The organism is Rickettsia fournieri (genome assembly GCF_900243065.1).
Classification (GTDB): Bacteria; Pseudomonadota; Alphaproteobacteria; order Rickettsiales; family Rickettsiaceae; genus Rickettsia; species Rickettsia rickettsii.
In genome coordinates this window covers 65,602-84,918 of the sequence record NZ_LT978484.1, presented here as the reverse complement: position 1 = coordinate 84,918, position 19,317 = coordinate 65,602, and the positions used below count along the sequence as shown (strand labels likewise).

The following is a 19,317-nucleotide window of genomic DNA, read 5'->3' as shown; positions in this document are numbered from 1 at the left end:
TGTAAGTTTTGACGAAGCAATCTCAGGATTTTATACTATTTCATGAAATTGCCACGCTCCTTACAGTCGCTTGCAATGACGATAAAAATAATCTTATCAATATCCCTTAGCTTTGATTAACATACAAGCTATGTTAGCGTTTCCTTGAGCTAATGCAATATCTAATGGATATTGGCACTCATCATTTAGAGTAGAAATTTTAATACCTCGTATGACCAAAAATTTTGCTAAATAGTAATTATCGTTATAAATAGCAGCAGTTAGTAATGTCTCACCGCTTCTCCCTTTTTCTTGCAATATAGGATAAACGTCAAGTAACGCACGCAACCCAAAAAGATTGTTTCTATCCACTGCTCTAAAAGCATTCTCTACTGCACTACAATAAGATAGATTGGCATAAATATCTTTCTTTTTATTTATATCATTATCATATTTAATAAAACTCTCTACAACTTTTCTTCTTTCGGCACTTGCTATCCATTCTTCTTTCTTTTGGAACAGCTCTATATATGCATACATATCCATCTGCTCTAAAGTCGCCTGCTCTGTTAGTTTACCAAGAACTATATCATCATCAGGTAAAAGTAACATTTGTGTTTCATCTTTAACAAATTTTGTTACCAACTCCGATGTTTCATTATTTACGTTATTATCTTGTTTTTGAATCGTGACATTTGGAGAGCTTACCGGAGGTGATTTCTCTTGATTATTTGTAGTTTGATTATTATTAATTTGCTTCTCTAAAGGCTGAAATTGCTTCAGCTTCACTACAACAACGGGTATAAGCGGCGTATTCCAATCTTGTTTTTTTAGGACATCTGAAACAGCTACAAATGTCTCTTGCGAGTTATTGAGTTCCGCCGAAGAATCGGTTGTAGGAATTACTTTAGACGGAGTAGTAACGGGTGTATTTGGGCTAGTCGGTGTTATAGGCTGTGTAGAAGGTTGATTTGTAGGCATTACCGAAGGTGCAGGTACATTACTAGGTACTGCCGGAGTTCCTGTAGGAGGTACTGTTGTCGGCATAGTGCTTGATGTAGTATCTTGGGTTACCGGCGGGTTAACCACAGGCGGAGAAACAGCAGGCATATTAGGTATAGAGGGCGGTGCTATCGGTGCTACGCTTTCTTCCTCTTTATTAGCATCAGGAGGGGGATTAAGCGGAATAGGCTTATGCACAGGCGGCAAATTAGTTGGTTTATATATTTGCACCGGTCGCTGCGGAGGCACTACATAACTTCCTGCTTGAGCCGGAGGCATAGATACTATCGGTCTCGGTACGTTAGGAGTTATAATATTAGAAGCTAAATTTGTATCATTATGCTCATTAGAAGCAACTTGTGCTTCATGCATTTCATTACTTGTAACACTAGGTAACGTTGCACTACCAATATCTATAAAAGGTTCAGATGCCTCGGCTTCATTAGATTCCTGAATGTCATGATAAGCTAAATTTACACTACTTTCATGACTGGGATTTGCATGAACGTTATCACTTGTAGCACTAGGCAATGCTGTATTACCGACATCTATAAACGGCTCAGCTTGTTCATTGTCATTAGGCTCTTGGGAAGCTAGCTTTGGTTCTTCTTGATGGGCTGCTTTAGTTTGTTCATTTGCTTGTTTAGGGGGTATATCTTTCTTTTTTGGTTTACTAAAAAATTGCCTAAATTTATCAAAAAAAGAAACATCGGCACTAGAGCGAACATCCTTATCTTTAGTATCTACTTCAGCAGCCGGTAATGATGGCGGTAAGGGCGGAGGTGAAGCATAACTTTGAACTATCACTAATAATAGATTTATAAAAAATAATATCTTACATAATTTATTTAACATATAATTCCTTATTAAATAATTTATTTGATAGCAGGAGGTTGTTCGATGTCATTCCTGCGGAAGCAGGAATCCAGGGTAAAGCGAGATAAATCGAGCTTTTAATATTAAAACTTACTGTGTATATACCTTTTAATTGCTGGATTCCCGCTTCCACGGGAATGACATAAACAAGCAATACACCTCCCCCGCTTTTAGCTAGCAATGACATTCACTCCCCTACCTCTTACTATTCTGCACCAATTTCTTTATCTCAATCTCTACTAACTCTTTAACAAGTACAGATAGATTTTTATCAAGCCAAGCTTTAAGTTCTGGTTTTAACATCTCAACGACTAATTCTTCAAGTGCATTTTTAGATGAGCTATTATTATCCAGCTTTTTATCTTTAATAGTATCGGTAAAATTTTTAAAAATATCACCTACCTCTTCAGCAGATTTAGTTGATATTAACTTTTCTTCTTCATCTTGATTTACTATTTCCGTTAGCTCTAATACATCTTCATCTTCGCTATCATTTTCATGAATAGGATTTTTACGCTCGTTTATTACTCCTTTAATCGATTTTAATATGTCTTCTATCGACATATCTTGGTTCTTTTTATTTTCCTTACTCACGTTAGAAACCTATAAACATTTTCTTTTTAATAGTCTTAAACTCTTCTTCAGGACTAAAATATTTTACTTTAAGTTTTAAACTTTGAGCCGTTAGCTCGCCGGTTAACAATTTCATTTGATATGCTGCAAGTACTGAAGATTTATACGCATCCACACGAGTTATTTTTGCTTCGTATAATTTTTCTTCGGCAGTTAAAACATCTAATATTGTTTTAGATCCGACTATTTCCTCTTGCACAGTACCGTCATATGATATTTGAGCAGCATCCACTCCTTGATTAGCGGCAACAATACGAGATTTTGCTGCTTCAAATCCCTCCCACACGCTTACAACCCCTGCTTGGGTCTGCTTTATCACACTATCAAGCTGAACTGCACTATTTCTTGTTTGATTTTTAGCCGATCTGATTCTTGAATATTGAGCTCCTCCCTCAGGATAAATAGGGATATTTACCGAAAGAGTAGTAGTATAGCTTCTATTATTTATAGCATTTACATTTCTAGCATTTATATCATCTTGTGGATTGTAGTATGTTCTACCGGATTGCAGTTGCACACTTACTTGCGGTAATAATTTCCCTTTTTCTGCCATTTCTAAAGCTTTAGCCGCAGTTACATTATGCCTTGCCGAATCAATATCAGGATTGAGCTTAGCAGCTCTTCCAGTTAACTCATCTAATGAAGCAGGTAACATTTGAGGTAACTCAGGCATAGTTATATTAGTCGGCTCTATTCCAAATACTCTAATAAAATTTGCTTTTTTTCCTTGAAAATCGGCATAAGCAGCTAGTTTATTCGTTTCTGCTGCTGCAAGCCCCGCTCTTGCGGTTGCTATATCTACTTCCGTTGCTTCTCCAAGTCTTAATTTTTCCTCAACGGCGTTAACTTGTTGTATGTTAGTGCGAACTCTACTTTCGGAAATATCATATTTCGCTTTGCTCTCAAAACAATCAAGATACGCAGTTATTAAATTTAATAATATTTTTTGTTCACCGGCATAATATGCACCCCGTGCAGCTCTAAATCCTGCTTGAGCAGCTTTAAGAGCCGCAACGCTAGAACCACCATTAAATAGAGACTGTTGAATTGTTAATGCACCTTGATCACTATCTGTTTCCCTTGGAGTAAGACCAAGCCTATCAGCATATTTTTTATTATATTTAGTCTTATTATGTTGTCTATTAATCTGTAATCCGACACTAGGCATAAACCCCGAAAAAGCTCGCGGAAACTGCTCAATCGAGTCTAAAAACTTAATTCTAGCAGCTTTCAGCTCCTCATTATTCTTATATCCTTCAGTTAAAGCTCCCTGCAAATCAACTGCTGCAACCGAACTAGTTAGTAATAATGTAACAATAAATGTAGTTAATTTACGCATAAATTTCTTGAATAATTGATAATATGTTAGTTAGATTAGTTTAATCTTTCAAGAATATACCTATATCCTAATAAAACAATATAAATCTATTGTAGCAATGTTAGCACGTAATATAACAAAAATTAATCTCAAGGGCAATGATAACTATTTTACATTTTATTTTACGGTTATAAAGCTTTAAGATTAATTAATATTTGATAACAAAATAAAATTTTATGTCTATAATTGATTTTTCTAGTTTCAGCGAATTAACTAAAGAACAACAAAGACTTTTAACAACATTAAAAGGTTTTACCGAATCTTTGAAAATGAATGTAAAAGATTTAGAAGATCATTTATTTTATATTTTACAAAATTCTTTAAATAAATTATCTCACACTGAAAATATCGATGTAGCGAAAATAGAAAAACTTTTTAATAGGACAATCCAAGAATCTATAACTACTTTATCTGAAGCGCTTGAGAAAGCATATCAAGAACAGTTAAAAACAAAAGATATCTTTTTATTTGACAGGATTATTGTAGAAAAATGTTTAAATGTTTTAGAACACATTTTAAAATTTCAGCAAGAATTAGATAAACTCTATCCTGGAGCTTCTAAAAAAATTATAGAATCATTAGACAATATATTAGTCGGGGTTATATCGACTCAAATACCGATGCTTGGAATATTTATACAAACAAGCGGAATACTTGAAAAAGTAAATAATTGACTCTGAAAAAATTATTGCCAAAAATAACAAAATTACATAATGATATAAAAGAAATAAGGGAAGAAGCTAAATCTCATGAGAAGCTTGAAAACATCTATGAAAAAGCCAAAAAAGTTGCCACAATTTCAGAAATATCAAAAGAACCGACTCGAAAAATTATTGAAATAGCAAATAAAAACCCTAATAACCAAGCTTCACTAGAGAATGTTGTAAAAGCTGCTCAAGCTATACCAAAAAGCAAAGATGAAGTAGAAGAAAAAATAACAGAACTAAAAAGTAATATTGAAAGTGCAATTCCACAAGATATAAATATTGACAAATTAAACTCTGTAAAGAATACTATTTCTGGTAATCTAAATGAAGCTAAAACAGAATTATTAAAAGTATTAAATCCAGAAGCTTCTTGTAGCGAAAAGATAGAATCCTTATGTAAAGCCGCAGAAAAAGCTACGAAAATTGCAAGCGACATAAAAAAATAGTAAGAGTAATACCAGGAAGTCAAGAACTCGGAAATGTTATAAGTCTAACAATAAAAACTAACTTATTACCGCCTCCGGTCTTAGCAATTGCAAAGCTAACTCCTGATATAGCTAACTTAGTTAATATAGGTCAAGCAGTGGTTACTATACTTTCTAAAACACACAACTTAACTCAACAACAAGGAAGAGCAAAATAATGTCTAATTCTAATACTCATATTTTAATTGCCATAGGTTGCTTAGCATTATTATTAATATTTTTAATGTATAAGAAAATAGTAGCACGTAAAAAAAATATATTACCTGCTGAAGGAGGTAATATTGATGATTCGCCAAATGTGGCCCTTAATAGTCAAAAACCAGAAAATAAAACGCTGACATTACAAGAAAGAATAGAACTATCTTGGAAATTCCTTTATAATATCACGGAAGTTATTTTAAATAAATTCTCTAAAGAAGATGTTATTCAAGTGAATAAATGCGGTCAAGTTTTATTTGAAAATGGCGTTAGATATGAACATGTAGTCGATCTTGCAATTCCTCAAGTTAAGTCTCATACTCAAACAGTTGAACAAGAACAATCTAAAGGAAAAAAAGTCTTAGGGGTATAACTCTTTTCTTTGAAAAGTAGTATTTTATACTTTTCTTTAAAGCATGTTTAAAATCAATTATGTTTTTTATCCTTTACTTATATACTAATATAACTATTTAGGAATAAACTCCAAGTAAGTTAGATTATAAAAGGCAGCATTCTTAGCTAAATAGATAAATTTTATTTAAACTATGTCTAATATGGGACTGTTGCGAGATGAGAGGATAGCAGGTATAATTAAAAAAAACAAAAAATATGTTCATATGTCTGAGTATCAAATGATAATGGTAAGTTTAGATGAGTTAATAAGTGTGGATCATCAATATCGTAAATTCAAAAGTTTATTCAATTTTAAAGCAGTTGAAGCTGAGTTATTAGCAGTAGAATGCGAAGCTAACTATAAAGGCTATGGTATAGTGAGGCTGTTTAAATGTTTGCTGCTGCAATTTATGGAAGACTTATCGGATCGGGAATTGGAACGTTATTTAGCTGATAGCACAGCGGCAAAATGGTTTTGTGATTTTGCTCTTACAGAGAAGACGCCTGATTATAGTGTATTTAGTAAAATACGTAAAAAAATAGGCACTAATTTACTATCAAAAATATTTGTAAAATTCCGAGATCAACTACGAGCACAAGGCTATATGGGTGAAGTATTTACCTTTGTAGATGCTTCTCATTTAATCTCAAAAGCTAATCTTTGGGAGGAACGTGATAAACTAAGAACACAAAAATATGATAAATTGAATAATGAGACTCTGCCTAAGGTTGTAAAGGATAAACAAGCTAAAATTGGCTGTAAGGGAGCAAATAAATTTTGGTATGGTTATAAAAAACATGTGAGTGTCGATATTCAATCAGGAATGATCAATAAGGTTGCAGTTACCCCTGCAAATGTTACTGATAGCAAAGGTTTTAAGCATGTTATGCCAAGCTCCGGTGCTACATATGTTGATAAAGGTTATTGTACAATCTCTGCCAAGAATGCAGCAGCTAAAAAGGGGTTCCATCTTTGCTCAATAAAGAAAAATAATATGAAAGATAAGAATTTTGACCTTGATAAATATTATACGAAAATCAGAGCACCTTTTGAGAGGGTATTTTCAAAAGATAATAAACGGGTTAGATATATAGGAATTGCCAAAAATCAATTCTCTGAATTTATGAATGCCATATGTTTTAATTTAAAACGATTAGTGGTTTTAACAACTTTAATAGCTTAGAGAAATTTGTTAATAAAAATCCTAACTCTGTAAACAAATCTCTATTAAATTACTATACTATTGAATAAATTTTATCTCAATATTAAACAGAATTTCTTTTTAAAAATATTTGGACAGAGCTAAATATTTATTTATCTGTTTTCCTCTCATTTTACTATTAAAAATTATCTCGCAACAGTCCCATTATTTATAAATACCTTATGATTAAGATCTGTTACTTTAACACTACTATGTGGTCCTAAGATTAATTCCGCAACACTGCCTAGGCTTTCAAACGTAACACGCTGATTAGCTCCAATTGTTGTTTTATTTGGGATATATTAATATTTGCTGTTCTACTTTCTTCGGTAAAAGTAATAGTTCTATATTTTGGATAGTTCATATTTTCCTCTTTGAATGAATTTTAAGTTATAAAATCATTACTACAATATTCCATATACTACTTCAATTAAAAATTTTTTAACCTAGCCCCCTACTCAATTTATAATTGCTATTATAGTGTATTTTTTAAATTTAAGCGGCTATGGTATTAAGATTATATTATTGTCTAGTATGCCTTATAATTATTTTTTATATTAATAAGGTACATGCTTCGGCATGGTTGTTAGAGCAGGGAAGATATAGATATATTATAGGAGGGTAATAAAGTTAATAAGATATCAAAAAACGAGAAAAAGCAAAGAGAAGAAGCCGTTTTATACATAAGAGAAAGAGTAGCTTATCTATGGGAATACCTCAAAAAAGTAAGCGATCAGCCGAGTTTTCATGCAAAAATCTTACGACAAATAAAAAGATTAGAGCAGAAGATAGTAGAATTATACTCTGATCAATATGAGCAATTTGTAAGTAGTACTGTAGAATACAGTATTACCGATAATCAAAATATTGGAGTACATTTTTTGTACAAAGAAGATAAATTTTTGAATGAAAAAAACATAAGCACGGATGCTTCTATTTACTATAAATTGAAGCTATTTGAAGATAAAGATTTTGTTATTGCGGCTCAGCCTAAAATTTTAATGAGTAAGAGTAAAAAACTTAAAGAAGATTTTTTAGGCGAGATATCTCTAATAATGGGAATGTCTAAAAATATCCGCCCTGTTACTATTTTTAATCAAAATATATTTAGCTTTGGACATTCAATTAATATTGGTTCTAAGAAGATGTATTATAATTTTTCTACTTGTGAAGGGATTAAATTTAAAAATGGCATAATGCTTACAAGTTTTACAAAATACCATACTCGGCAAAATTACGGCTATGTATATGATAGTTCAGTTTATGAGCAGTTAGGAATTGCAAAGATAATTAATTTTGGTAAAGAGAATAGAAACTTGTTAACTGCTCAAATCGGTCATTTTTGGGATCGCAGTCTTTCAAATTAAGAAATATAAAATATCAGGTATAAATTTTTCAGCATGGTTAGATGTATAAATGAAGATATAATATTACAGATAATCAGAGATAAAAACTTATTAAAAAACAAGTTACTAGTTTAAAAGCTATGATCGAAGAAGCAATTATCGATAATGAGATAATGATTGATATATTATATGAAAATAGAATATTGCCGCTAATAAGCAATATTTCTTATATTAAAATTTATAATTATTCTTATATACAAGCCTATGTAGTGAATGGTTATTGTAATATGAAGATGTTCACGGTAATACAATAACTGCTATAAATGCTCTAAAAATATTGTTGAGTAATAATAATATTTTTAGATCTATAATGCTGATCAAGAAATATTATTTTTATAAATTATTAGAAAAAAATTTTGCCCATTTAACTAGTATCAAAGCAAAATATGCTCTTGAATTTAAAGTCGGACCGATTATTACTAAGAATATTAATTATACCAATAAAATAATAATATTTTTCGTCGTGTTTATAGCCACATTGATTTATCTGCCGGTTTTATTTCATGTTGCTAATAATATAAGCTATTGTTTGCAAAATATTTTAAAATCTCTGTTATGTATAAGGGCAGTAAGAGAATCGCATTCGGTAGGGTTGCATGGATTGAAAAGCGTATTCGGTGTCATACCGTGGTTTGACCACGGTATCCAGAAAGTAATTAAAAATACTAATATTAGTATTTTAAACTGGATCCCGCGATCAAGTCGCGGGATGACAGAGGTGGAATCGCTTCACAAAACAAGTAGTACTAAAAATCATTCGGTGGAATCACAAAAATTAATTATCCAAAAGATAAGCTAGGCGTTAAAATTATTATCGAAGATGACGATTATCTAATGATTAAAGAAATAGTGTTATATAATTTACCGTCTTATTTTCATGTTATATCTGTTCCGAAAAGTCTACCAAGAACTAAGCCGAAAGCCCTTAATTATGCTCTAGAATATTCACGTGGCGAGTATCTAGTAGTATATGATGCTGAAGATAAACCTGAACAGCTACTTAAAGCTCTAGCAATGTTTAAAAACTTGCCTCTAGAATATGCTTGTCTTCAAGCTAAGCTTAATTTTATAATAAAAATGAGAATATTTTAACCAAAATGTTGAATATAGAATATAGTTTATGGTTTGAATATATCTTGAAAGGATTAAGTTTGCTAAAACTTTCTACACCTCTTGGGGGTACTAGTAATCATTTTAAAACGGATATATTAAATAAGCTTGGCGGATGGAATTCTTATAATGTAACAGAAGATGTCGAGCTTGGTATAAGAATTTACTCACAGAACTATAAAGTAGCTATTCGTGATTCCTATACTCTAGAAGAAGCTCCGAATAGTTTAGGTAATTGGCTAAATCAAAGATCACATTGGATTCAAGCTTTTTGCAAACATTTTTGGTATTTAAAGCACAAAAAGATAAATGCCAAAAGTTTACTTTATTGCAAGTAATAACAATTTATATTTTCATCGGCTTATCTACTTATAATTTTTGGAGTTTACCCTTTATAATATTTTCTATTGTTATAAATAAAAATTCTATCTTTTATATCTATATGGTACAGCTCTGTATATATTAAAAAATTCTTTAAAAAGCAGAAAAGTAAAATTTCAGGATATAGTAGCTTTGAGCTTATGGGCTAGTTATTTTATATTACATACTGTAACGTAATATAAAGCAGTATTTGAAATAATTTTCTGCCCTTTAAATTTGAAATGGAGTAAAACTAAACACGGCACTAGTTTAGAGGATTTTGAGAGAGAATAGACCTCTAATAAAAAAATTTTTATTCTTGCCCCTTGAACTAACAAAAATAAAATATATATAGTATGTACACTTAAAGATTTAATAATTGGAGGTTAAAATGTCTTTTAAACCATTACATGATAGAATTGCAATAAAGCCTATCGAACAAGAAGAAAAAACTAAAGGTGGAATTATTATTCCGGATACTGTAAAAGAAAAGCCGATGCAAGGTGAAATAGTAGCCGTAGGTAATGGTATTCGTAATAAAAAAGGCGAAATTCATCCTTTAGAGCTAAAAGTAGGCGATAAAGTTTTATACGGTAAATGGGCAGGCACCGAAATTGAAATTAACGGCACAAAACTGATCGTTATGAAAGAAAGCGACGTATTTGGTATTATTAATTAATTATTTATTTTAAGGAGAAATTAAATATGGCAACAAAACTTATTAAACACGGCTCAAAAGCTCGTGAGCAAATGTTAGAAGGCATTGATATACTTGCAGATGCAGTAAAAGTTACTTTAGGTCCAAAAGGCAGAAATGTACTTATCGAGCAATCATTCGGTTCACCGAAAATTACAAAAGACGGTGTGACGGTTGCAAAATCGATCGAGTTAAAAGATAAAATTAGAAATGCGGGAGCTCAGCTATTAAAATCAGCTGCTACAAAAGCTGCAGAAGTAGCCGGTGATGGTACTACTACAGCTACGGTACTTGCTAGAGCTTTGGCTCGTGAGGGTAATAAGCTAGTAGCTGCCGGTTATAATCCTATGGATTTAAAGCGTGGTATGGATTTAGCGGTAAACGCAGTAGTAGAAGAAATTAAAAAATCCAGTAAAAAAATCAATAGCCAAGAGGAAATCGCACAAGTCGGTACTATCTCTTCAAACGGTGATAAGGAAATCGGTGAGAAAATTGCTAAGGCAATGGAGGAAGTCGGTAAAGAAGGCGTGATAACCGTTGAAGAAGCAAAGAATTTTAGCTTCGATGTTGAAGTAGTTAAAGGTATGATGTTTGATAGAGGTTATCTATCACCGTATTTTGTAACGAATTCCGAGAAAATGGTTGCTGAGCTTGAAAATCCTTTCATCTTACTGTTTGAGAAAAAATTATCAAATTTACAACCGATGTTACCTATACTTGAGGCTGTAGTACAATCACAACGCCCGCTATTAATTATTGCTGAGGATGTTGAGGGCGAAGCTCTTGCAACGCTTGTAGTCAATAGATTACGTGGTGGTTTAAAAGTTGCGGCAGTAAAAGCTCCCGGTTTTGGTGATAGAAGAAAAGCAATGATGGAAGATATTGCTATCCTAACTAAAGGTGAGCTTATTACTGAAGATTTAGGTATGAAGCTTGAAAATGTGAGTATTAAGAGTCTAGGGACGGCAAAAAGAGTAACAATTTCTAAAGAAAATACCGTAATTGTTGACGGTAACGGTGATAAGAAAAATATTGAAGATAGAGTATTACAAATTAAATCTCAAATAGCTGAAACTACTTCTGATTATGATAAAGAAAAACTACAAGAGCGTTTAGCTAAACTTTCCGGCGGTGTTGCCGTATTAAAGGTTGGCGGTGCTACGGAAGTTGAAGTGAAAGAGCGTAAAGATCGTGTTGAAGATGCACTTGCTGCTACAAGAGCGGCAGTTGAGGAAGGTGTTGTTGCCGGTGGCGGTGTAACATTACTTCATGCATCACAACCTTTAACAAAGCTTAAAGTAGAGAATAAGGATCAACAAGCAGGTATTGAAATAGTAATAGAAGCTTTAAAGGATCCGCTAAAACAGATTGTTGAAAATGCCGGTGAAAACGGTGGCGTAGTAGTTGGTAAATTACTAGAACATAAGGATAAAAATTATGGCTTTAATGCTCAAGATATGCAATATGTCGATATGATTAAAGCAGGAATTATTGATCCGGCTAAAGTAGTGCGTACTGCACTTCAAGATGCTGCTTCTGTTGCTTCGTTAATTATTACCACGGAAACTTTAATTGTTGACGAACCTTCTGATAAGGCAGAGCCAATGCCAATGCGTGGCGGTATGGGAGGCATGGGTGGTATGGATTTCTAAGTCTATATCTCTATAAGATAGGTTATGCAATAGATCTAATAAACCTGTTTTATTGTATTGCTCGTTCCCCTCATTGTAAGGAGGCATTGTTGCGTGGACCGCAAAACCTGTTCAATGTCATATCGTGGCTTGACCATGGTATCCAGAAAAAAAATACTAATAATATTAACATTTTAAACTGGATCCTGCTACAAGCTCGCAGGATGACAATTAAGAAACTGGTCCACGCAGGCAATGCCTGCTCTGCAATGACGATTTTAACAACGTGCTGTACAATACATTATTAAGTCGCAGTAGGACACTGAAAAACTGATTTATGCAACAAATGGGTTTTAAAGCGATTCTTTGCCTAATTTGAAAATAAACTCTTTAATAAAACTCTTCCTCAAAAAATAAAATATAGAATTTCTTGTAATTATTTCAATAAATGAGTGCAAATATTTTTTAATTATAATAGTTCAACCTTTGGTATTTATCCTATGAGACTGTTAACAAAATAATTTTAAAGCTCATTAAATTCTTTTTAACTGCAAATTATAAGATTTTTTTGAAATAGGGATATTTATTACTGTAAAAATCTTATTAATTTTCGTTTAAAAATCTCTTTAATTATCAATTAAAGTTATTTTGTTAACAGCCTTATATAGGATGATCAAAAGGTTTAAAGCGGTTTTACGCTTTAATTATTAAGAATAGATTTCTTGTTGCAGTTATAGGCAAGGTTAATCTATAATGTATAGATTCGTTTAATTTAAAAAATTAGTAATAACAGTTTCTAGCTTTTGGTCGGTTAAACTATGCTAACTAAAATTAGTAAGGTTTTAGAAAAATTACTATTTTTATTTTAAAAAAGTCTTATAATTTATACAGTTAAGAAAGACTAAAATAAGATAATTTAAATTTTATATATAAAACTTAAAAAATGAGGTTCTAAAAGCAATCTAAAGGATAAAAGATAAAATAATAGGGTAGGGTAGTGCGAAGCTCGCCACAAGCTTAATTTTTCCTATTAATATCACCTAAAGCTGGGTTTTATTAATATTTACTAAAAATAGCAAATTAATTAGAAATATTAATAGAACTTAATTAAGTTTATTGCTTTAATTGGTGTGTAGTTATTCGTAAGTATAACTATTAACTGAATTAGTATAAATTAAAGAGGTAGTTTTGTTTCAAAGGGTTATTAAACATTTAAATCACAATTTATCTAAACATGATATTGCTGCTCAAATAATAGGTAGGATCAAACATCCAATATCAATTTTATATAAATTATATCGTAAGGGTATAAAGTTAGAAGAATTAACAGATATTTTTGTGATAAGCATAGTGGTAATAGATGAAGAGAAATGTTATAAAGCTTTAAAAGTAGTTCATGATCTTTATGAGTATGAAAAGGATAAATTTAAAAATTATATTCTTAATCCTAAGCCAAACGGCTATCAATCTTTGCATACTATTATCACAACTGAGGATAATTATAAAATAGAGATACAAATACGTGATCGTAAGATGCATTATCATGCAGAGAGCGGTGAAGCTGCACACTGGAAATATAAAAATAGTTAATAAAACTTAATAAAAAGAAAAGCATTTTTTATTTATTCTCAAATATTTTTTCACTTTAGTGGTTTATAACTTCTTGCAATGTATTAAAAATTTAGTAAGCATTATTAATTGCAAAGATAGGTTATTATTCAGTCTATTTTTATATATATTGCAATACAATTGAAATTAAAGGTAAATTATGACTAAAAAACTAGTGGATAACAAAATAGCTCCTAATAAAGCGGAGTACGATAAGAAATTTTCGCATGTCTTAGGTATTACCCCATATCATGGGGCAGTAACCTTACCGAAGACAATGGCTTGAGTTTGCGAAGAATTAAAGTTGTTAAAGGATAGCTCACAGAAAAATGAGATGGAAGGAGGAAAAAATCCTTTCCTGGCTATGTGGACTTTCCTGATGATACTCTAAGTACACCGACAATTCAAGAGGGACATCTTCTTAGCGGTGGAAAAGAAGATGAGAGAGATTCTGTTAATTATACTAATGCAGAAATGTGATAACTTTCATCTGACAAAACATTTTATTGGAGAGATGGAAGCAAGTACCATCATGTTCATAAAGTAAAAGCCGGTGACAAGTTTGATATACATTGGGATTATACCATGGCACATAAAACACATGGTTATACATATGCGATCACTGATCATCCTAATGACTTTTCTCAAAGACTAACTTTGAATGAGCTTAAGACATTTTTTGAAAATATAGGCCAAGAAAAACCATTTTGGAGCCATACATTACCTGCTTCTACGGATCATTCAATAATTCTTCTGGAAAGAGAAGCAGGATTTCGCGTTCTTTTCTTTTAGAAAGATGGATAGTCGCTGACCGGCATGGCATTTCATCAATCATGGGTTCTTGAATATGAAGCAAGTTTAGGCGGTGAAGGGCCTGGCCATGGACACTATCATCACGATGCTTAATTAAGCTTTAAAGCAACTTAGTAGCGAGTGGTTATGCGCTAAGCGACTCAAAGCTTTGTTGTTCGGATACCCAAGTCGTCATTGCGAGGAAAAATTGAAAATTTTGACAAAGCAATCCCGGACCAAAATCTTGAGATTGTCACGCTCCTTTTAGTTGCTTGCAATGACGGTTTAGTATCCACGCAACAAAGCTTAAATTCTTGCGTTACTATCTACTCAAAGCTTTTAGGCCTTCCTTTAAGCCGTCTTTTATAAATGAAATTTTAGCTTGTTTGCCGTCTGCGGTAATTAGTTCTATATAATTATCGTTTGATAAAATCATGTCTAGCTCGTCTTTTGTAATAATAGCTAAAGCCTGACAGCCGTTTACTGTACAATTGAGGTATTTTCCGGCTGCTATTCGTTTGTCACCGCTATTAATAACTGTACCTGCCGGAATTTGAACATTTGACGGGACTATTTCTATTATTTTTAATTCCTGTTCTTCTTGTTCCCCATTAAAATAACCTATGTGATAAATGGCTAATATTTCCTTTTCTTTATCTTTCTCTAGATTATTAATTTGTTGTGATAAGAAGCAAAGTTGTTTTTTCTCATTATTAAGAGTACAATTTAAAGTCCAAGCTCCGTACTTTTTTGGTGCTGTTGATGCGTTGACGTTTTGTATGCTATACAAAACAAAAGTGCCGGTTATTATAAATAATCCAATAAAAACAAAAGCAATTTTTTTTATACAATCTTTCATATAATTTTTAACCTTTTTAAAATATTTTCTTTTCCTAAAATTTCTGCAATCTCAAATACGCTAGGTGATGCAGTCATACCTGTTATTAAAGCTCTTACCGGTTTCATAATGTCATTCAGCTTTAAGTCGTTTGCTGCTGCTATTTCTTTAAATTTATTCTGTACGGATTCCTTATCAAACTGCTCAAGTTCGCTTAAGTTTTCTATAATTTGTTTGATTAAATTCTTATCGCAATTTTCTATAATTTCTTTTGAATCTTGGTTGTAGATGATAGGAGAATCTACTAGATAAATTTGAGCAAGGCGTGTTAGTTCTAGTAATGTTTCACTTCTAACTAACAAGTTTGGCATTGCTTGTTTGATATAGCCTATTTCTTGCTCACTAACCTTAAACTTCTTCGGCAACTCTGCTGCTAGGGGTAATTTGTACGTCAATCCGGTACTCGCATCCTCACGTATGTCTATATACGCTGCGGTTCTGCGTTCCGTGTTTCCTTCAAATTCCTTCCTATAAGCGAGCTTCCGAAGAAGTTTATTATAATTTTGTTCCAATATCTCTACAATCTTTGAAGTTAAGCTATCATTGTCAAGCATTCTTAAGTAATGAGCGTTAAGGCTATTCATCTTAGCAAAATCAAGCTTAGAAGGTGATTTACCGAGTGAATCAAGATTAAACCAGTCTATAGCCTGAGTCATTGAGATAATTTCATCATCGCCGTGACTCCATCCAAGACGCAGTAAATAATTACACAAACTTTCCGGTAAATACCCCATATCCTTATAAGCTTCAATGCCTAATGCTCCATGCCTTTTGGATAATTTTGCTCCGTCTGCTCCATGAATTAACGGTATATGAGTCATGCTCGGTACTGCATATCCGAAAGCCTGATAAATAGCGAGTTGCCTTGCTGCATTGGTTAAATGATCGTCACCTCTAATAATATGAGTTATACCCATATCATGATCGTCTACTACAACGGCTAGCATGTAAGTAGCAGTGCCGTCTGCTCTTAATAGTACCATATCGTCTATATGAGAGTTTTCAATTACTACCTTACCTTGTAAAGTGTCATGAATTGTTATACTACCCTCTCTTGGAGTTTTTAGACGTATTACCGGCTTAATATCAGTAGGATAGATAGATGGATCTTTGTCACGCCACTCGCTATTAAAAATAAAATGCTGTTTATTTTCTAAAGCTTGTTGTCGCTGTCTTTCTATTTCTTCTTGGCTAGTAAAACAATAATATGCTTTACCGTTTTGCAGTAATTTTAGTGCAGCTTCTTTGTAAAGATTATGACGTTTAGACTGGAATATAACCTCACCGTTCCAATCAAGCCCTAGCCATTTTAGACCTGAGAATATAGCTTCTACCGCTTCTTTAGTTGACCTTTCTTTATCAGTGTCTTCAATGCGAAGCAAGAACTTACCGTTATGATGCCTTGCGAACAAATAATTAAAAAGGGCGGTTCTTGCCGAACCTATATGTAAAAACCCCGTCGGTGACGGAGCAAATCTAGTAATTACGTTATTATTCATTTATTATCTTTTTTAAATATATACTAAGAACTGTGTCATACCGTGGCTTGCCACGGTATCCAGAAAACAACTAAACATACTAATAATATTAGTATGTTTAACTGGATCCTGCGATCAAGTCGGCTGTGTTGCATGGATCAGTTGTTGCGTCATTGCGAGGAAACTGCATAGCAATTGACGAAGCAATCCAGTAAAAAATGCTAAAAATTAGCATTTTTTTATTATTTTTCTGGATTGTCACGCTCCTTACAGTCGCTCGCAATGACGATTCGGTATTCATGCAACAAGGCTGATCAAGTTAGCTAGGATAACACATACTCTTTCTCCCCAAACACATAAAATAATTTACGTCTATATCATCGCTTAATTTCCACTCATTTTTAGCCGGATCATATACCAAGCCTTTCAGCTCTTTAATTTCAATTTTGGTATCCGTAAGCATTTCGTAAATTTCCAACGGTTTTAGGAATTTGCTATAATCATGAGTGTTTTTTGGTACCCAACCTAAAATATATTCGGCAACTATTATTCCAAGTATATAAGCTTTTTTAGTACGGTTAATCGTAGAAATTATTGCCATACCGTTTGGCTTAATATGCTTCACCAAATTTAGTATAAATTGCTGTACGTTTTCTACGTGTTCAATAACCTCAAGACAAATTACCACATCATATAGCTTGTCACTTGCTAATTCTTCTATAGTAGATTGTAAATAATTTATCTTTACGCCGTTTTCCTTAGCATAAGCAGTTGCCGTTTCAATATTACTTTGCAGTGCATCAATGGCTGTAACGTTAAAACCTTGAGCCGCTAAAGGCGTTGCAATTAACCCTCCACCGCAACCGACGTCTAATATTTCTAATTTAGAAATATCGTTAGACATCTTCTCAAACTCTACTTCTAGAGGTAATTTGTGCGTCAATCTGCTGCTCGCATCCTCACGTACTTCTATGTACGCTGCGGTGCTGTGCTGCATGTTTCCTACAAATTCCTCTCTATAAGCGAGTTTGGAAAGGTGTCTATTGTAATGCGTAGTTATTTTCTCTATTATATATTCAAGGCGAATAGGGTTTATTCGGTGTAAGATACTGAATTCTCCGTCCTTATTCCACCAATTATGAGAAATTTTCTCAAATTTTTCTAATTCTTTTTTATCGATTGAAGACATAGTCTATGATTCTTTCCAATGTCATCCCGTGGCTTGATCACGGGCTCCATAAGTACAGCCTAAGAATTTTAGTGGATCCCGTGGTCAAGCCACGGGATAACAAGAGGCCATACAACAAACATATATAATATACTCAGATGACTTTAATAATACTAGCCTTAATTTTAATTAGCTGCATATTTGCCCCGCTTGGCTGCATTGCCCTATGGAAGAGATATATTTATTTCGGTGACGGGCTTGCTCATAGTAGTTTTTTAGTGGCTAGCATAAGTATTATAGCACATGTTCCATTAATATATTCAGGAATAATAGTTGCAATTCTTTTTTCGTTTTTTGTGTTTATTTTTAAAAATAATTCTGAAAAAAACGCAGTTATTAATTTGATTTCTAGCTTTATGCTAGCTGTTGCTTTAGTTATTAATTATTTTACTTCTTTGCAGAATAATATAGTAAATTTGTTGTTTGGGGATATTTTATCCGTATCTTTTAATGATTTGATGATACTTGTAATAGTGCTAATAACTATTATAGGCTTTATAGTATATTTTTATAATCAAATTCTTCTTATCATTATCAATAGAGATATTGCCGTCATAAAAGGCTTAAAGGTTAATATTATTGAGCTAATATTTTTACTTCTTCTCTCATTATCGGTATTTTCTGCTATAAAGATTGTCGGAGTACTTATGGTAACTGCTATTTTACTTATTCCTGCAATGATTGCACGGTTTGTAGCATATAGCCCCTCCCAGATGATTATAATATCAATTCTTATATCTTTATTTATTAATTTTTGTGCTGCATTTAGCTCTTTCTACTTTGATTTACCTTTAACTCCATTGTTTATTATATTAGGTACGTTTATTTATGGTTTGTTGTATTTAAAGTGATTATTATGAACAAAAATGAATTTACTGAATATGTCAAAGAATTGTTAGAACAATATAGTTCAGTAGCCGTTCGTGTAATGTTTGGTGGATATGGTATATATAAGGGTGGTGTTATGATAGGAATTATTAAGAGCAATGAATTATATTTTAAGTCAGACCTAAGCACTTATGAATATTTTCAATCTTTCGGTTCTGAGTCATTTGTATATCAAAGTAAAGGTAAACTTGTAACTCTATCATATTGGAAGGTGTTATCTGAAATTATGGAGGATCAAGAGTTATTAGGTAAGTGGTTTAAATTAGTTTTGAATGCTGCTATTAATAGTCAAAAGAAAAAATAAATGTTGCCCCGTGGTTGGACCAGCGTTGTTGTGTGCGACGTTTTTTTCCGTCATTGCGAGAAGA

The 19,317-nt window shown here is 32.5% G+C and carries 23 protein-coding genes; 16 read left to right on the top strand and 7 right to left on the bottom strand.

Translation table 11 applies throughout. The features are described from left to right. Nucleotides 1–96: 96 nt before the first annotated feature. Genes C4Q30_RS03290 through C4Q30_RS03275 form a run of 4 tightly spaced genes read right to left on the bottom strand, consistent with a single transcriptional unit; the run spans nt 97 to nt 3,829 of the window. Nucleotides 97–1,836, bottom strand: coding sequence for an ankyrin repeat domain-containing protein (locus C4Q30_RS03290; RefSeq protein ID WP_103897201.1), 1,740 nt, complete (start codon nt 1,834–1,836; stop codon nt 97–99). Further along, nucleotides 1,826–2,044 carry a hypothetical protein gene (locus tag C4Q30_RS09565; RefSeq protein WP_103897200.1) on the bottom strand — a complete coding sequence of 73 codons (219 nt, stop codon included), beginning with the start codon at nt 2,042–2,044 and terminating at the stop codon, nt 1,826–1,828. The genes C4Q30_RS03290 and C4Q30_RS09565 overlap by 11 nt, the downstream gene beginning before the upstream one ends. Nucleotides 2,045–2,052: 8 nt before the next feature. Next, a complete protein-coding gene (locus C4Q30_RS03280; protein WP_103897199.1) occupies nt 2,053–2,451 on the bottom strand; it encodes a DUF2497 domain-containing protein in 399 nt (132 codons plus the stop codon). A gap of 1 nt (nt 2,452) precedes the next feature. Beyond that, on the bottom strand, nt 2,453–3,829 hold the full coding sequence (locus C4Q30_RS03275) for a TolC family protein (RefSeq protein WP_103897198.1): 1,377 nt from the start codon (nt 3,827–3,829) through the stop codon (nt 2,453–2,455). 215 nt (nt 3,830–4,044) lie between these two features. Here C4Q30_RS03275 and C4Q30_RS03270 point away from each other — a divergent pair, with 215 nt between their 5' ends. The 14 genes from C4Q30_RS03270 to C4Q30_RS09545 all read left to right on the top strand — a co-directional run bounded on the left by C4Q30_RS03270 (nt 4,045) and on the right by C4Q30_RS09545 (nt 14,457). Next, entirely contained in the window at nt 4,045–4,542 is a 498-nt protein-coding gene (locus C4Q30_RS03270) for a hypothetical protein (protein WP_103897197.1), read from the top strand. Then, the gene (locus tag C4Q30_RS03265; protein WP_245207462.1) at nt 4,539–5,021 is read left to right on the top strand and encodes an LMBR1 domain-containing protein; all 483 of its coding nucleotides are present in this window, start codon (nt 4,539–4,541) and stop codon (nt 5,019–5,021) included. Before C4Q30_RS03270 ends, C4Q30_RS03265 begins: the two co-directional genes overlap by 4 nt. Before the next feature lie 196 nt (nt 5,022–5,217). After that, entirely contained in the window at nt 5,218–5,631 is a 414-nt protein-coding gene (locus tag C4Q30_RS03260; protein WP_103897196.1) for a DUF2660 domain-containing protein, read from the top strand. A 181-nt stretch (nt 5,632–5,812) separates the two neighbouring features. Continuing rightward, entirely contained in the window at nt 5,813–6,835 is a 1,023-nt protein-coding gene (locus tag C4Q30_RS03255; RefSeq protein ID WP_209445172.1) for a transposase, read from the top strand. A gap of 899 nt (nt 6,836–7,734) precedes the next feature. Further along, complete coding sequence (locus C4Q30_RS03240) at nt 7,735–8,220, top strand: hypothetical protein (RefSeq protein ID WP_103897722.1); 486 nt, start codon at nt 7,735–7,737, stop codon at nt 8,218–8,220. A 119-nt stretch (nt 8,221–8,339) separates the two neighbouring features. Next, nucleotides 8,340–8,513 (top strand): hypothetical protein, encoded by a 174-nt coding sequence (locus C4Q30_RS09560; RefSeq protein WP_245207461.1) that lies wholly within the window; start codon nt 8,340–8,342, stop codon nt 8,511–8,513. A 26-nt stretch (nt 8,514–8,539) separates the two neighbouring features. Then, complete coding sequence (locus C4Q30_RS10675; protein WP_410525784.1) at nt 8,540–9,058, top strand: hypothetical protein; 519 nt, start codon at nt 8,540–8,542, stop codon at nt 9,056–9,058. 35 nt (nt 9,059–9,093) lie between these two features. Then, nucleotides 9,094–9,351 carry a glycosyltransferase family protein gene (locus tag C4Q30_RS09555; RefSeq protein WP_245207460.1) on the top strand — a complete coding sequence of 86 codons (258 nt, stop codon included), beginning with the start codon at nt 9,094–9,096 and terminating at the stop codon, nt 9,349–9,351. Nucleotides 9,352–9,356: 5 nt separating this feature from the next. Next, nucleotides 9,357–9,707, top strand: coding sequence for a glycosyltransferase family 2 protein (locus C4Q30_RS09550; protein ID WP_245207459.1), 351 nt, complete (start codon nt 9,357–9,359; stop codon nt 9,705–9,707). A 413-nt stretch (nt 9,708–10,120) separates the two neighbouring features. Beyond that, nucleotides 10,121–10,408 carry a co-chaperone GroES gene (locus C4Q30_RS03220; protein ID WP_014014607.1) on the top strand — a complete coding sequence of 96 codons (288 nt, stop codon included), beginning with the start codon at nt 10,121–10,123 and terminating at the stop codon, nt 10,406–10,408. Between the two features lie 26 nt (nt 10,409–10,434). Next, nucleotides 10,435–12,078, top strand: a complete 1,644-nt coding sequence (groL, locus tag C4Q30_RS03215) for a chaperonin GroEL (protein WP_012151120.1) — start codon at nt 10,435–10,437, stop codon at nt 12,076–12,078. 1,167 nt (nt 12,079–13,245) lie between these two features. Continuing rightward, nucleotides 13,246–13,647 carry a bifunctional (p)ppGpp synthetase/guanosine-3',5'-bis(diphosphate) 3'-pyrophosphohydrolase gene (locus C4Q30_RS03205; RefSeq protein WP_103897194.1) on the top strand — a complete coding sequence of 134 codons (402 nt, stop codon included), beginning with the start codon at nt 13,246–13,248 and terminating at the stop codon, nt 13,645–13,647. 178 nt (nt 13,648–13,825) lie between these two features. Further along, a complete protein-coding gene (locus C4Q30_RS10195; RefSeq protein ID WP_280641667.1) occupies nt 13,826–13,951 on the top strand; it encodes a hypothetical protein in 126 nt (41 codons plus the stop codon). A 299-nt stretch (nt 13,952–14,250) separates the two neighbouring features. Continuing rightward, the gene (locus C4Q30_RS09545; protein ID WP_342447534.1) at nt 14,251–14,457 is read left to right on the top strand and encodes a molecular chaperone GroEL; all 207 of its coding nucleotides are present in this window, start codon (nt 14,251–14,253) and stop codon (nt 14,455–14,457) included. A 322-nt stretch (nt 14,458–14,779) separates the two neighbouring features. On the opposite strand, the gene C4Q30_RS03195 is transcribed toward C4Q30_RS09545, so the two are convergent. The 3 genes from C4Q30_RS03195 to ubiG all read right to left on the bottom strand — a co-directional run bounded on the left by C4Q30_RS03195 (nt 14,780) and on the right by ubiG (nt 18,022). After that, entirely contained in the window at nt 14,780–15,316 is a 537-nt protein-coding gene (locus C4Q30_RS03195; protein ID WP_103897193.1) for an invasion associated locus B family protein, read from the bottom strand. Beyond that, on the bottom strand, nt 15,313–16,854 hold the full coding sequence (gene gltX / locus C4Q30_RS03190; RefSeq protein ID WP_103897192.1) for a glutamate--tRNA ligase: 1,542 nt from the start codon (nt 16,852–16,854) through the stop codon (nt 15,313–15,315). Before gltX ends, C4Q30_RS03195 begins: the two co-directional genes overlap by 4 nt. A gap of 298 nt (nt 16,855–17,152) precedes the next feature. Further along, on the bottom strand, nt 17,153–18,022 hold the full coding sequence (gene ubiG / locus C4Q30_RS03185; RefSeq protein WP_103897191.1) for a bifunctional 2-polyprenyl-6-hydroxyphenol methylase/3-demethylubiquinol 3-O-methyltransferase UbiG: 870 nt from the start codon (nt 18,020–18,022) through the stop codon (nt 17,153–17,155). A 137-nt stretch (nt 18,023–18,159) separates the two neighbouring features. Here ubiG and C4Q30_RS03180 point away from each other — a divergent pair, with 137 nt between their 5' ends. Both C4Q30_RS03180 and C4Q30_RS03175 read left to right on the top strand, forming a co-directional pair. After that, nucleotides 18,160–18,912, top strand: coding sequence for a metal ABC transporter permease (locus C4Q30_RS03180; protein ID WP_103897190.1), 753 nt, complete (start codon nt 18,160–18,162; stop codon nt 18,910–18,912). Nucleotides 18,913–18,917: 5 nt separating this feature from the next. Continuing rightward, nucleotides 18,918–19,253: a TfoX/Sxy family protein gene (locus C4Q30_RS03175; protein ID WP_103897721.1), complete on the top strand. Its 336-nt coding sequence runs from the start codon at nt 18,918–18,920 to the stop codon at nt 19,251–19,253. The last annotated feature ends 64 nt before the right edge of the window (nt 19,254–19,317 follow it).

Coding starts and splice junctions, on each gene's coding strand:
- C4Q30_RS09545 (WP_342447534.1), top strand. CDS start 14,251: ATGGCACATAAAACACATGGTTATACATATGCGATCACTGATCATCCT.
- C4Q30_RS03275 (WP_103897198.1), bottom strand. CDS start 3,829: ATGCGTAAATTAACTACATTTATTGTTACATTATTACTAACTAGTTCG.
- C4Q30_RS09550 (WP_245207459.1), top strand. CDS start 9,357: ATGTTGAATATAGAATATAGTTTATGGTTTGAATATATCTTGAAAGGA.
- groL (WP_012151120.1), top strand. CDS start 10,435: ATGGCAACAAAACTTATTAAACACGGCTCAAAAGCTCGTGAGCAAATG.
- C4Q30_RS09565 (WP_103897200.1), bottom strand. CDS start 2,044: ATGTCATTGCTAGCTAAAAGCGGGGGAGGTGTATTGCTTGTTTATGTC.
- C4Q30_RS03290 (WP_103897201.1), bottom strand. CDS start 1,836: ATGTTAAATAAATTATGTAAGATATTATTTTTTATAAATCTATTATTA.
- C4Q30_RS09560 (WP_245207461.1), top strand. CDS start 8,340: ATGATCGAAGAAGCAATTATCGATAATGAGATAATGATTGATATATTA.
- C4Q30_RS03220 (WP_014014607.1), top strand. CDS start 10,121: ATGTCTTTTAAACCATTACATGATAGAATTGCAATAAAGCCTATCGAA.
- C4Q30_RS10195 (WP_280641667.1), top strand. CDS start 13,826: ATGACTAAAAAACTAGTGGATAACAAAATAGCTCCTAATAAAGCGGAG.
- C4Q30_RS03195 (WP_103897193.1), bottom strand. CDS start 15,316: ATGAAAGATTGTATAAAAAAAATTGCTTTTGTTTTTATTGGATTATTT.
- C4Q30_RS03180 (WP_103897190.1), top strand. CDS start 18,160: ATGACTTTAATAATACTAGCCTTAATTTTAATTAGCTGCATATTTGCC.
- C4Q30_RS03270 (WP_103897197.1), top strand. CDS start 4,045: ATGTCTATAATTGATTTTTCTAGTTTCAGCGAATTAACTAAAGAACAA.
- C4Q30_RS03260 (WP_103897196.1), top strand. CDS start 5,218: ATGTCTAATTCTAATACTCATATTTTAATTGCCATAGGTTGCTTAGCA.
- C4Q30_RS03175 (WP_103897721.1), top strand. CDS start 18,918: ATGAACAAAAATGAATTTACTGAATATGTCAAAGAATTGTTAGAACAA.
- C4Q30_RS03255 (WP_209445172.1), top strand. CDS start 5,813: ATGGGACTGTTGCGAGATGAGAGGATAGCAGGTATAATTAAAAAAAAC.
- ubiG (WP_103897191.1), bottom strand. CDS start 18,022: ATGTCTTCAATCGATAAAAAAGAATTAGAAAAATTTGAGAAAATTTCT.
- gltX (WP_103897192.1), bottom strand. CDS start 16,854: ATGAATAATAACGTAATTACTAGATTTGCTCCGTCACCGACGGGGTTT.
- C4Q30_RS09555 (WP_245207460.1), top strand. CDS start 9,094: ATGATTAAAGAAATAGTGTTATATAATTTACCGTCTTATTTTCATGTT.